Source organism: Rhodoferax sp., assembly GCF_010365055.1.
GTDB lineage: Bacteria > Pseudomonadota > Gammaproteobacteria > Burkholderiales > Burkholderiaceae_C > Rhodoferax.
Window position 1 is genome coordinate 1 of the sequence record NZ_JAAFHA010000101.1, and the last position, 13516, is coordinate 13516.

General features: G+C 60.3%; 11 protein-coding genes. 10 read left to right on the forward strand and 1 reads right to left on the reverse strand.

Annotation, left to right across the window (positions count from 1 at the left end):
• Positions 1-18 precede the first annotated feature (18 nt).
• Positions 19-1236 (forward strand): DUF6701 domain-containing protein, encoded by a 1218-nt coding sequence (locus GZ093_RS17385; protein WP_363261021.1) that lies wholly within the window; start codon positions 19-21, stop codon positions 1234-1236.
• 103 nt (positions 1237-1339) lie between these two features.
• Here the strand turns inward: GZ093_RS17385 and GZ093_RS17390 are convergent, their stop codons facing one another.
• Positions 1340-1744, reverse strand: a complete 405-nt coding sequence (locus GZ093_RS17390) for a hypothetical protein (RefSeq protein ID WP_296488433.1) — start codon at positions 1742-1744, stop codon at positions 1340-1342.
• Between GZ093_RS17390 and GZ093_RS17395 the strand changes: the two genes are divergently transcribed.
• From GZ093_RS17395 to GZ093_RS17435, 9 genes are all read left to right on the forward strand, one after another.
• A complete protein-coding gene (locus tag GZ093_RS17395) occupies positions 1725-4973 on the forward strand; it encodes a LamG domain-containing protein (RefSeq protein WP_296488436.1) in 3249 nt (1082 codons plus the stop codon). The two genes, GZ093_RS17390 and GZ093_RS17395, sit on opposite strands and share 20 nt — an antisense overlap.
• A 156-nt stretch (positions 4974-5129) precedes the next feature.
• Complete coding sequence (locus GZ093_RS17400; protein WP_296488440.1) at positions 5130-6233, forward strand: hypothetical protein; 1104 nt, start codon at positions 5130-5132, stop codon at positions 6231-6233.
• Positions 6234-6308: 75 nt separating this feature from the next.
• Positions 6309-6983 carry a PilN domain-containing protein gene (locus GZ093_RS17405; protein ID WP_296488442.1) on the forward strand — a complete coding sequence of 225 codons (675 nt, stop codon included), beginning with the start codon at positions 6309-6311 and terminating at the stop codon, positions 6981-6983.
• On the forward strand, positions 6980-7633 hold the full coding sequence (locus GZ093_RS17410; protein WP_296488445.1) for a hypothetical protein: 654 nt from the start codon (positions 6980-6982) through the stop codon (positions 7631-7633). The genes GZ093_RS17405 and GZ093_RS17410 overlap by 4 nt, the downstream gene beginning before the upstream one ends.
• The gene (locus GZ093_RS17415) at positions 7630-8145 is read left to right on the forward strand and encodes a hypothetical protein (protein ID WP_296488446.1); all 516 of its coding nucleotides are present in this window, start codon (positions 7630-7632) and stop codon (positions 8143-8145) included. The genes GZ093_RS17410 and GZ093_RS17415 overlap by 4 nt, the downstream gene beginning before the upstream one ends.
• 32 nt (positions 8146-8177) lie before the next feature.
• On the forward strand, positions 8178-10001 hold the full coding sequence (locus tag GZ093_RS17420; RefSeq protein ID WP_296488448.1) for a pilus (MSHA type) biogenesis protein MshL: 1824 nt from the start codon (positions 8178-8180) through the stop codon (positions 9999-10001).
• On the forward strand, positions 10001-10933 hold the full coding sequence (locus GZ093_RS17425) for an AAA family ATPase (protein ID WP_296488449.1): 933 nt from the start codon (positions 10001-10003) through the stop codon (positions 10931-10933). The genes GZ093_RS17420 and GZ093_RS17425 overlap by 1 nt, the downstream gene beginning before the upstream one ends.
• Entirely contained in the window at positions 10930-12132 is a 1203-nt protein-coding gene (locus GZ093_RS17430; RefSeq protein WP_296488451.1) for a hypothetical protein, read from the forward strand. Before GZ093_RS17425 ends, GZ093_RS17430 begins: the two co-directional genes overlap by 4 nt.
• A 36-nt stretch (positions 12133-12168) precedes the next feature.
• The gene (locus GZ093_RS17435) at positions 12169-13407 is read left to right on the forward strand and encodes an HD-GYP domain-containing protein (protein ID WP_296488453.1); all 1239 of its coding nucleotides are present in this window, start codon (positions 12169-12171) and stop codon (positions 13405-13407) included.
• The last annotated feature ends 109 nt before the right edge of the window (positions 13408-13516 follow it).

The window sequence follows — 13516 nt, forward strand, 5'->3', positions numbered from 1 at the left end:
CAGGGGCCTGATTAAAAAATCCCAAAACCAGAAACTTCCAAACAGGGTCAGTTTCAGTGGTCGGGGAAATTACAGAACGAATGTTGCACTACCGCAGGGACGGGTGCCAGCGCTAGCGGTGCTGCATTCAAGTACCTGGATGTCGGAAATATCCAGTTCGCCGCCGATGCGCTGGTAGACGCCGGCTTCACTGTCGTGGACCAAAGTGCTGATTGTGTGGCTGACAGCACGTCAAACACCGCCAATGCTGCTGGCAAATACGGCTGCAACATTGGCAGTGCCGCGTCCGCCACCATGGGGCGCTGGTATCCCAGTCACTATTCATTCGTGGGTACCCTGACGCCCGCTTGCGGGGGGCCCGGCGGCATGACCTACATGGACCAGGATGCGCTGGGCGTTGCCTTGACCTTGAGAGCGCATGCGTCTACCGGGGCCGCTGCCTCAGTCTCAGACCCGGTGGTGAGCCGTTACACCACGGGCTACGCCAATCTTGCGCCGGTCACCATCAGTGGCGACAACGGGGGCACGCCAGTGGCCGTGACCCGCCTGGGCAGCCCCGCGTTCCCGGCCATGCCCAGCACCGCGTCGTGGAGTGCCGGGCTGTTCCAGATCAATAACACCTTTGCGTTCAGCAAGCTGGGCGCACCAGACGGCGCCTATGACCTGTTCAAGCTCAAAGCGGCATTGGCGGACCCCGATGGCAGCACCTTGATTGGCCTGCCCGCCGCACAGGAGACCAACACGACCAAAATTCGCTATGGCCGGGTTCAGCTGCAAAACGCCTATGGCTCGGAGTACCTGGCTCTGCCGGTTCCGCTGACGCTCCAGTACTGGAACGGCAACTGGCAGAAGAACACGCTGGACACCTGTACCAGCCTTCAGGCCACCCAGTTCGCGTGGAGCTCTCCGGCCGGTAGCGCCACCCGCCCCAACAACCTGGCAGTTTGCGAGTCAGCCGCCACGGTCGCCGGTGCGAGCCCCAATTACACGGTGACTTTGAGTGCGCCGGGTGTCAACAACGCTGGCTGGGCCGATCTGAGCTTGAATCTCGGTGCGACTGCCGTCGGCAGCACCTGCACCACCGTCAACGCGGGCACTGGGTATTCAGGTCTTGCCAGCACCGCCAATGCGCCCTGGCTGCAATACAACTGGACCGGCGCGGTTGGCAATGCCAAAGCCCGCGCCACCTTCGGTGTCTTCAAGAGCCCCCTGATCTACCGCCGGGAAGACTATTAAAACCATCAATTATTTACATGATTTTAGGCTCCAGCCCTCGCCCCATATACGTAACTAGCTATTAAATAAATAGTTTGTTTTGTGTCTTGAAGTTCTCAATGATTCATTTCAAATCGCCTCGCACCGCTGGGTCAGCGGCCAACCACAAACAGGCCGATCCTATGAAAACTATTTTCAAAGTTTTGATGTTGCTGCTGGTGTTGTTTGCAGGCAATGCCATGGCGAAAACCTGTCCAGCAAAGTCTGACGCCCAAAATTGGGGCGCTGCCAGTTCATGGGTTGGTTGCGGCGTTCCCAGTGACGGTGACAGGGTCGTCATTCCAAGTGGAAGCACCGTCACCTTAAATGAAGATACCCAGGAAATCGCAGACTTGACGGTGGCTACCGGTGGCGTGTTGCTAGGAAGCGGCGGAAACAAATTGCATTTGCAGGGGCCGGGCAATTTGACCAATAACGGCACGATCACCTTGGGCAACGCAGAAATAGAAATGAGAGGGGATTTTGTCAACACCGGCACCTTCAATGCGGGTTCTGACAAACTGAAGCTCGATGGCGACTTTGCCAATACAGGCACGTTCAACGCCCAAACAGGCCTGGTTGAATTTGACGGCAATGCAGCGCAGACCATTACCGGCAATGTGACTTTCAATGACCTGAAGGTCGATAACGGCAGCAGCAACGGGCTAGTCCTCAATGGCAATGTCATCGTGAACGGCTCGTTATCTGGCAACGCCGTGTCGGGTGGATTGGTCAAACTATCAGACACTTGCCCAGTTGATTACACCTTGACTTCCAATAGCGGAAACACCGTGCAGCACAGCTGTCCGCTGCCCCCTGGCCCGATCGCTGAATACCGGTTTGACGAAGCAGCATGGACTGGTGCAACTAATGAGGTGAAGGACAGTTCGGGCAACGGCAACCACGCCCAAGCGTTCAACGGAGCGACTACCGCTGTGACGTCAGCTGCAATATCGGGCAACCCGGGGACGTGCGGGTACGGCGTGTTTGCTAACAGTTATGTCCAGACCTCGTTGCCTAATTTCACCAGCAACTTCACCATGACCGGTTGGATTCGGTCCAGCAACATCACACCCGCTGGCCAGCGGATTGTGATTGATGATCAGAATAATTCGGGTGGCTATGGTTTCAGTCTGTCCGATGGCACGTCTGGGAGACTTCGTTTCTATTCGCGTGGCATCAATCCGGTCATTCTGGATTCCAGCTACACCATCGCTAACAACACCTGGTACTTTGTCGCAGCAGTGGCTGATATCACGAACAAGAAGCGCACGATCTATGTCTACGATGCCTCTGGCGCATTGCTGAATCAAACTACGGAAGTGGCCTGGACCAGTGGCACTTGGGGTGCTGATAACGGGCCGGTTTCCATCGGCGGTGAAACCAATGCCTCAAGCGAGTCAGCCAACCGGTTTCGCGGCACCCTGGATGAGATTCGTGTGTACGGTGCGGCCTTGAATCAGGCTGCACTGACGGCAATTGCAAAGCAAACGCATCCTTGTACCGTGACAGGTCCAGATCATTACGAGTTGTCTCTGCCGACCACCGGCATTTCGTGCTTGCCGACGACGGTGACCGTGACCGCTTGTGCCACTGGCGTCCCCTGCAATCCCATGAGCACCTTGAGCGGCAAGACCGCTTTGTTGAAGACCACTGCGGGGGCCCTGAGCGCCACCACGGTCACTTTCAACGCATCAGGGGTGGCCAGCACCACGCTGAGTTATCCGGCCGCCAGCGACGGCGCGGTGGCAACGCTCACGCTCTCTGACGAACAGGCAGCTGCCATCAATGCCCGTAAATACTGCCCGGATGGGGCCAGTTGTGTGGTGGGGGACAGTGGTTCCACCACGTTCAACACGGCGGGATTGATTTTTGCCACGGCGGTTAATGCCGGTGAAGCGAGCTTTTCCAGCCAGACGGCGGGCGTGGATTTTGGTCCCTACTGGCTCCGGGCGGTGAAAACCAACACAGCTACCAAGGCGTGCGAGGCCGCCTTGACCGCCGCACACCCGGTCAACTTCAGCTACCAGTGCCTTGACCCGACCAGTTGCAGCAGCGGGAATTTGCTAAAAGTGGGCAGTCTTGCAGCAGTGGCCAGCACAGGTGCCACGGTCAACCTCGCCTTTGACGCCAATGGCAATGCGAGCCTGGGTAACTTCAGCTTTGCAGATGTCGGGCAAATCAAGATCAATGTAAGTGCGACGGCGGGCGGCGCGACACTGACAGGTTCGACGAAGGAGGCCGCAGGCTCGCGTTTTGTGGTCAAGCCCTACAGCCTGGTGCTCACGGACATCACGCAAACGGCCGCGCCCCATCTGAGCAATCCGGCGGCGGTTGATGCAGCAGGTAGCAAGTTCGTCAAGGCGGGGGAGAATTTTTCTGCCACGGTAACTTCGGTCAATGCATCCTGTGCCGCGAGCCTGGCTGGTTACACGACCCTGTCCAGCATTGCGGCGACGTGCATCACGCCCAATTATGGCCAGGAGACCACGCCAGAGACGGTCTCACTGAGTTATGCCTTGGTTCCCGGCCTGGGTCTGAGCGCCAACCCGGCTCTGAACAATGCCGCTGCCTTTGGCGCCTTTTCAGGGGGCTCGGTCACGGGCACTACCTTTAATTGGGGTGAGGTGGGCATCATCACGCTGACCCCCAGCGTGGGTGACGGCAATTACCTTGGCGCGGGCAATCCCGGTGGCACGACCAGCGGCAAAGTCGGGCGCTTCTATCCTGATCACTTCGATGTCAGTGTTAACTTGAATGGAACCATGGCGGCGGCGTGCCCGGCAGGTGGCTTTACCTACACCGGGCAGCCCATGGGCTACGCCACAGCGCCCGCGCTGACCATCAAGCCGATGGGCGCTGCGATTGGCGGCAGTGTCACGCAGAACTATCAGGGCGGCTTTCAGAAGTTGAGCGCCACGGCGGTGACGGTCACCGTGCCCACGGCCGATGCCAGCCAATTTGGCAAGAATGGCGTCACGAAAACGCCACTTGTGGCAACGATGTCGGCCGGCGCACTTGCCAACACCAGCGGCACCATGACCTACACGCTCAATGCCGGCGATCAATTTACGTACCTTCGCAACGCCAACGCATTGATCGGACCTTTCACAACCGCGATCCCCCTGGTCGTGACAGAGGTGGCCGAAAGCGAGGTCAGCGCTGTGGGTTCCTTGGTTCCCATGCCTCAGATATTGAGCCCAACCGGCACCGCCATGCGCTATGGTCGTGCCCGCATGCTCAATGCCTATGGCTCGGAGTCGCTTGATTTGCCGGTCGTGTTCCGCGCCGAGTATTTGGCAAGCACAGGTCCCGGTAACGCCTGGAGCGTCAACACTGTGGATTCCTGCACCAACGCAACCCTGTCCTTCGCACCGATCGGCACCGCCAATATCACCAGCAACACCTGCGTGCTCGAGCCAGGCAACAACAGCGGCAAGGGCTGCGCTGCCGCCTTGACGCCAGCACAAACCAACCGTCGCTATCTGGAGGCTGGTGTGACAGGCGTTGACAGCAATGGCGTGGCTGGTTTTGCCGGCAACTTCAACCTCTGGCTTCGAGCACCCGGTGCAACGCATGTAGGTTCTATTGACATCACGGCGACGGTCGATTCGTGGCTGCAGTACCCATGGACCGGAGCAACTGCCACCAACCCATCCGCCCGCGCCACCTTCGGCATCTACAAGTCCCCCCTCATCTACCGTCGTGAAAACTATTGAAATTGTTGAAAATTTACATAATTTTCGGCTCTAGCCCCCGTCCCACCTGCGCAGGCAGCTATTAAAATCTAAGCAAAACAGCTTCGTGTATTCTTGACCTATGTTTGAATTTCAGCCCACCATGACACAGCCTGCGCGGCAGGAGGGTGCCTGACCATGCGTTGGCCTTGGCAGCGCAAGAGTTCAGGTGACCAACTGGTCGTTTCCTGGTCGGGCCAGACCCTGGCCTATGTGTTGGCGCGCGCGCGTCAGGATGGTCTTTATGAGGTACTCAAACTGGGCGTGGCGCACCAGGGCGCGGACAGCATGGACGCCTTTGTGCACCGGCTACAGTCCCTGGGCCTGAAGGGTTTTGAGGCCAGTGTCATGCTGCGGCCCGAGCAATACCAACTGCTGCAAATCGACACCCCGGCTGTGCCGCCAGAAGAGTTGCGTGCGGCGGCCCGCTACCAGATTCGGGACATGATCAACAGCCATGTCGACGATGTCACGCTGGACGTGATGCGGGTCGGTGATGAGCAGCAAAAAGGCAAAAGCCACCTGTTTGTGGTGGCCGCCACCAATGCGGTGGTGCGCTCGGTGCTTGATCTGGGTGACGCGATGCATTGGGATGTGGCGGTGATCGACATTCAGGAAACCGCGCAACGCAATCTGCAAAATGCCCTGGCGGCGCGGGACGGTCAGGCGGACCGGGCCAACGCGACGTTGGTGGTGGTGAACGGGCAAGAGGCGGTGCTCACCATCAGCGCCAATGAGGAGTTGTTTTACGCGCGCAGTTTTGATCTGCCGGAGGGTTTTGTTGAGGCCTCCTGGCGGCTGGAAAGCGAGGGATTGGCAGCAGCCACCACAGGCGGTGAGGCGGCAGCCTTCACCCCGGTGCAAGACTATATGCCTGACTACAGTGGCCAGCAGGGCGCCTATGGCCATGATTATTCGGGCACATCCGGCGGTGATCTCTTGGCGTCGCCGGGTATGAGTGTGCAGGATGAGTCGGTTCAACGCTTTTTGGTTGAGGTGCAGCGTTCGCTGGATGTGTGGGACCGCACTTGGTCGACCATGCCGCTCCATGGTTTGAGCGTCTATGCCGGTGGGCGCAGCGATGAGCTGGCAGAGTGGTTGACAGCGCAGTTGGGGCAGACGGTGGTGGCGCTTGATGTGAGGGCCATGTTCCCGGGTTGCGAGGGCGCGCCAACCGATGTCCAGGCCATGTGCTGGCCCTTGCTGGGTGTGTTGCTGCGCACCGAGAGCCGCAAGCTCTGAGGCTTGCCAGCTCTCAATTCATAATACGATCACCTCAACGCCCGCTGCTGCTATCTGGCCCTGTCAATTTCCCTCATGCCCCAACAAATCAACCTTTGCGCGCCGATTCTGTTAACGCAAAAGCGTTACTTTTCGGCGCAAACCATGGCGCAGGCGTTGGCGGTGTTTGTGCTGCTGGGCGGTGGTTTGTGCGCTTACTGGGTTTGGAGTTTGAATAGCGCCAGCGAAGGGTTCAAGAAAACGCTGGCCACCCAGGCGCAAGAGCTGGAGAGTCTGCAGGCCGCCATCCAGCAGGGCAAAATTGGCGCTGGGCCGCTGGAAGCAGCGTTGGCGCAGCAGTTGCAAGGGCAAAAGCTCGATTTGCAGCAGCGCCAGAGTCTGATGGACGAGCTGCAGCGTGGCTTGTTTCGGCCCGGTTGGGGCCATGCAGCGCGCTTGCAGTTGGTGGCGCGCAGCATCCCGGCGCAAGTGTGGCTGACGGATTTGAGGGCCGATGACAATCAATTAGCGCTCACTGGCTTCACGCTGGAGCCCGCTGCCCTGAATGACTGGGTGAGCAGGCTGGCAGCCAGCGCGCTGCTCGAAGGGCAACAGTTGTCCACCGTGAAGGTGGAACACGCCAGCGCCGCGCTGCTCAATACCCTGGGTGGCGCAGCGACTTCTGCAGTGCCCGCGGCGCGGCCGATGTGGTCATTCACCCTGGTCAGCGCACTGGGCAAGCCAGCTCCGCTAACGGGAGTCAAGCCATGAAGCTGTGGTGGAAGAGTTGGTGGGGCGTGCAGTCTGGGCGCATCAATGCGCTGAGTCTGCGCGAGCGGGTGTTCTTGTTCTTGTCCATCATCGCCAGTTGTATGGCTTTGGCCCAGGTGCTTTGGTTGTCGCCCGCGCAGGTGGCGCACCAGCAATTGACGCAGCGCTTTGAAAAGCAGAGCGCTGAATTGCAGCGCGCGCGTGATGAACTCAAAACCGTGGTGCAGCCCGTGGATGTTGGCGGGGCCGCGCGTGATGAAATCGCCGCGGTCAAGACGCAGCTCGATTCAGTCAATCTGACCATCAAGGAGGTGCTGCCCGACACGGCCAAGGCCACGCCGCTGGCCCAGGCCTTGACTCATTTGTTGCGTCGTCATTCTGGTTTGACACTGGTGCGCACGTCGGCAGTGGCGCCTGAGGTAAGCAGCATCAAGCCCGGTCAAACCGCTGGCACAGTGGCGCCGCCCGTTGGGCTGACGCGTCAGGGCATCGAGCTGACAGTGTCGGGCACCTACCCTGATTTGACGCGCTACGTTCAGACGCTGGAAAGCGAGATGCCACAGGTGCGTTGGGGTGTGATGCAACTCAAAAGCGACAAGTTGCCGCCGCAGCTCACGCTGCAATTGTTCTTGTTGGAGGTTCAGCCATGAAGCACTCGTTGCGCTGGCTGACCGGCCTGTTGCTTGGCGTCGCGTTGGGTGTGGTCAGTGCGCAGAGCCTGCGTGACCCGACACTGCCGCCGGTCGACGCGGGTGTGCCCGGCGCGCCTGCTGCCCCTGGTGCACCCAGCATTGCTTCAAGTGCCACGACCGTGATCGTGCGCAATGGCCGCTCCTATCTGGCGGTCGGCACACGCCTTTATGCGCAGGGCGCCAAACTGGGCCAGGCGCGCATTGAGCGCATCACGGAGACCGAACTCTGGCTGCGCGAAGGTGGGGTGCTGCGCAAGGTGCCCCTTTTCGATGGCATTGAGCGGCGTGCCGTGGCAGCGCCTGCGGTGCGCGCTGGCTGCGCACCGTTCGGATTGAATCAGCGCCCAACGGTCAAGACATTCAGGACGCCCCAGACCAACAGGGCGAACCGCCCAGCCAAAGCTTTGCATGAATCCGCTTCCCCAAATACATCGCCTGCAGTCGCTCCTTGCGTCGGCGTTCGACCCTGAGGTCTGTTCCAATGACTAGAAATGCCGACACCATGATGCCTATTTTTCAACCCACCCGACCGCGCCCGGCCGCGTGGCCGCCCGCCGGTTCCCTGTCGGTTTTGTGTCTGGCCATGGGTGTGACCTTGCTTGCTGGCTGTGCGGCTGAGCGGCCCTTGCGCATGCCCAATGCCGGCGAGACCATCCGCGCCGATTTGGCCGTGCCCGAGGTGGCAACGCCTGCCAAGCCGGTGCTCGTGCCCTCGCGCATCAGTGACGCACTGGCCGAGCCGGCGCCGCCAACTGTGGCCGTGCGGCCCGAGCCCAAGCTCGATTTGTTGGTGAACAACGCGCAGGCACGCGAGGTCTTCTTGGCCATCGTGGCCGACACGCCCTACAGCATGATGATGCACCCCGATGTGGCGGGCACCTTGTCGGTCACGCTGCGTGGTGTGACGGTGCTGGAGGCCCTCGAAGCCATCCGTGATGTCTATGGCTATGACTTCAAGATGGAAGGTCGGCGAATCACCGTTTACGGGCCGACGCTACAAACACGGATTTTTACCGTCAACTACCCGCATTCACAGCGGGTGGGCAACAGCGACTTGCGGGTGTCGCCCGGGGCGGCACTGCAGTCCAGCACGTCGGGCGGCACCACTTCAGGTACGACTCAGCCAACATCGAGCAGCCAGCAGGGCGAGGGCAGCCGCGTCACCACATCTTCCAAGACCGACTTTTGGGCCGAGTTGACGGATGCCGTCAAAGGCTTGGTGGGTTCGGGGCCAGGGCGCAGCGTGGTGACCAGCCCGCAGGCCGGCATCATGGCGGTGAATGCCATGCCCGATGAGCTGCGTCAGGTCGATAAATTTCTGAAGGCAGCGCAAATTGCGGTTGAGCGCCAAGTGATGCTGGAGGCCAAGATTGTGGAGGTCGAGCTGCGCGATGGCTACCAGAGCGGCATCGACTGGTCGGCTTTGAAAAATGGCGGCGGTTCGACCGGCGCCATGGGTGTGATTGGCGGCAGCACCTCGGCCACCACGTCCAGCAATACCTTGGTGCGCGGCGTCCAGTCCAACCTGCCGGGCTTCTCTGCTGGGTCTGCGCTATTGGCCGACGGCATCTCGTTGCCGTCAGCGGGTGCGGGCCTGTTTGGGCTGGCCTTCGCCACCGATGGCTTTCAGGCAGTGCTCGGTTTCCTGGAAACGCAGGGTGACGTGCAGATTCTTTCCAGCCCGCGCATAGCCACCCTGAACAACCAGAAGGCCGTGCTCAAGGTTGGGGCTGAAGATTTCTTTGTGACCAATGTGTCGGGCGGCACCACGTCGACCACCCTTGCCGGTTCGACCGCGACCGCGACCATGCCGTCCATCACCTTGACGCCGTTCTTTTCCGGCATTTCGCTGGACGTGACACCTCAGATTGATGACGGCACCAAGATCATGCTGCACGTCCATCCGTCGGTGACCACGGTGACTGAAAAGACCAAGCAGATTTCTTTGGGCGACGCGGGCAATTACCTGTTGCCGCTGGCTTCGAGCAGCATGAATGAGACCGACACCCTGGTGCGCATCCAGGACGGCAACATTGTCGCCATTGGTGGCCTGATGCAAATCGAGTCCAACCGCAAGTCGTCCGGTTTGCCCGGCACCAGCGATGTTCCATTTTTCGGAACCCTGTTGGGCAATCGCGCCAACACCGGGCGCAAAAAAGAAGTGGTGGTGCTGATCAAACCCACCATCATCCGCACTGCGCAAGACTGGGAAGCGCAAACCCGGCGCAGCCGCGCGGCGCTTGATGACATGGAAACCGTGCGCGCCCGCGTGATCCGCATTGACGGCACCGTGCAAGAAGGCACCGCCAAGACATCCGTGCCGTGATGTATTTGCGGCATTTTTCGCTGCGTGAGGCGCCGTTTTCCATCACGCCCGACAGTGCCTATTTCTACGCCCATGACGGCGCGCAGGCCGCGCTCAACATGCTGCTGGTGGCACTGCGCAGTGGTGAGGGGTTTTTGAAAATTGTCGGTGAGGTCGGTTGTGGCAAGACCGTGCTGTGCCGCCAATTGCTCAAGACGCTGCAGGGCGAATGTGTCACCGCTTACATCCCGAACCCGGATATGGGGCCTGATGATTTGCTGATGACCTTGATGCAAGAGCTGGGCGTAGAGGTGCCACGGGCGCCGGACGGCCACAAACTGACTCGCTACCAGGTGCACAACGCTTTGCGGGACTGTCTGTTGAGGCATGCCGAGGCGGGCCAACGGGTGGTGGTTTGCATTGATGAGGCGCAGGCCATTCCCGTGCGCACGATGGAGAGCCTGCGCCTGTTGTCGAATCTGGAGACAGAAAAGCGCAAGCTATTGCAGCTGGTGTTGCTGGGGCAACCTGAACTTGACGCCAAGCTGTCGCGCCCCGAAATACGGCAACTGCTGCAGCGCATCACCTTCAGTGAATACCTTGGGCCGATGACGGAGCACTGTGTGCCAACCTATCTGGCGCATCGTCTGGCGACGGCGGCCTTGAGTGAGGCCACCGATACGCAGGTATTTGAGCCGGAGGCGGCGCAGCTGCTGGCGCGCTTGAGCGGCGGTGTGCCAAGGCTGGTCAATATATTGGCCCACAAGTGTCTGATGCTGGCCTATGGCGAGAACGTGCATCGTGTGAGCCGGCAGCACGTCGGCCTGGCTGGCTTGGACACGCCCGGTGTGCGGGCGTTGGCACCGGTGTCCTGGCTGGCACGCTGGCTGCCCTGGAAGTCACGTGGGCCACGTCAGAAGATTCAGAATGATCAGCAGGGAGCAGCGCTGTGAGCGTGATTAACAAAATGTTGCGTGACCTGGACAGCCGCCAGGCGGAATGCCCGGTCCATGGTTCGAGCGCGGCGCCGGCCGCAGACGCGCGCGCCGGTGCCGTGCGCGATACGCTGAGTGTGAAAGGTGTTGACCAGCCGGGGCGCAAAGCGCAGTCGCTCAGTCGCATCGTGCAACTGGTCACGACCGTTCTGACCGTGGTTGGCGTGGCGGCTTGGTGGTATCTGAATCAAAGCACCTCGCCGCAGCCATCGGTGCAAGCCATACAACTTTCCCAGAGCCCCAAGCCACAGCCGCAGCCGTTTGCGACCCCGGTTTCACCCTCCGCCCCGCCGTTGACAAGCGGCTTGGCGGTCGCGCCACCGCCTGTGGACACGCCGCCAGTGCGTGTGATCACCAAGCCGGCCGTTGTGCCCCGCCCGGAGTCGGCCCAAGCCCCTGCTACGGTCGCTGCAGCTGCGCCCAAGACTGGCGTGTCTCCCATCGATTTTTCGCTGAAGATGGACAATTTGCTCCAGCACGCACCGAGTCCTGCGGCGGCAACTCGCGCTCCTGCGGCTGGCACACCGCGAATCGGGTCCGAGCCGACGCTGAGCCACCCAGCAGCGAGTGAGCCGATGCAGGCCCCGGCTGCAATACCCAAGGTGATCGCATCAACGGCTTCAGCCGCGCCGCAGAGTCAAACCCGCCCGCCCGCCGCGCAGGAAGCCTTGGCGCAAGCACAGCAACTCTGGAACGCGGGTTCGCGCTCGGCCGCTATTGATCTGCTGCAAGAAGCGTTGGCACTCGCCGAGCGTGCCAGCCAGGTCGACGCGCCGTCTGGCAGCCATTCGGTTGTCGCTTCCATTGCCCGCGAACTGGCGCGCATGGAGCTGGCCGAAGGCCGGGTCAGCCAGGCGTTGACGCTGCTGACTCGCCTGGAGCCGCAGCTGTCAGGTGTTGCCGATATCTGGGCGATCCGGGGCAACGCGGCGCAGCGCCTCGGACAGCATCCGGCGTCGGCCGCCGCCTATCTGATGGCCCTGAAACTGCGACCCAACGAGCCGCGCTGGATGCTGGGCGCGGCGGTCTCGCTGGCCGCTCAGGGGCAAACAACCGCTGCAGCGGAGCTGGCAGAAAGGGCTCGCGACGGCGGCGCTTTGAGCCCTGAAGTCGCCGGCTATTTGCGCCAACTGGGTGTGCCTTTGCGTGAGCGCTGAAGCCTATACTTGACTTTAGTTACCAGCGAATCTTTCATGCTTAAACGGATCAATGTTCATCAACTTACCCTCGGGATGCACCTGCAGGAGTTTTGCGGCTCCTGGATGGAACATCCTTTTTTTCGAACCAGTTTTGTCCTGAAAGACCCCAAAGACATTGCCGCCATCTTGGGCAGCAGCATCAAGGAGGTGTGGATTGACTGCAGCAAAGGTCTGGACGTGGCCGCCGATGTGGATGCCGTTACCGAGGCGCAGCCAGAAGCCCAGGTAGAGGATGAACTCCCTCAAGTGGCCGAGGTCGAGCGCCAAATCGCACCGGTGTCGGCAGCGCAGGAGCTTGAACGAGCCACCCAAATATGCCGTCAGGCCAAGCAGGCCGTGGTCTCCATGTTTGAAGAAGTCCGCATGGGCAACGCAGTGGATGTGGGTGGCGCCAAGCTGCTGGTCGAAGAAATATCCGACTCGGTGTCGCGCAACCCCGGTGCGCTCATCAGTCTGGCCCGGATCAAGACGGCGGACGATTACACCTACATGCACTCGGTGGCGGTGTGCGCCATGATGGTGGCGCTGGCGAAACAATTGGGTCTAGATGAAGCCCAGACCCGCTCGGCCGGTCTGGCCGGACTGTTGCACGATTTGGGCAAAGCCGTCATGCCGATGGACGTGCTCAACAAGCCGGGCAAACTGACCGATGCCGAGTTCAGCATCATGAAGAGCCATCCGGTGGAGGGGCACAAGATGTTGCTGGCCGGTGTCAACGTGGACCCCATCGCCATGGAGGTCAGCCTGCATCACCATGAAAAAATGGACGGATCGGGTTATCCAGATCGGCTCGCTGGCGATCAGATCAGCCTGTGGGCGCGGATGGGTGCCGTCTGCGACGTCTATGACGCCATCACCTCCAACCGGCCGTACAAATCGGGCTGGGACCCGGCCGAGTCCCTGCGGAAAATGGCCGAATGGAGCAATGGGCATTTTGATCCCAAGGTCTTCCAGGCGTTTGTGAAAAGCATGGGCATCTACCCCGTTGGCTCGCTGGTGCGCTTGAGCTCCGGGCGCATTGGCGTGGTGATGGAGCAGACCGGCAAGTCGCTGACCACACCCAGCGTCAAGGTATTTTTCTCCACCAAGTCGAACATGCGCATCGTGCCGCAGCTGGTCGACCTGTCCAGTCCTGGCACCAGTGAGAAAATTGCTGTGCGTGAAGACCCGGCCAAGTGGCATTTTGCTGATCTGAATGAATTGTGGTCTGGACTGCCAAGCGCGCCTTGGTGAGATTTATATAAAAATAGGCTGTAGCCCTCTACAGGGACTTCCCACCAAATCAAGAGGTATTGGATTTATTTTTTGATAGGCGGTATTCATTGCATTGATGTAAACGAAA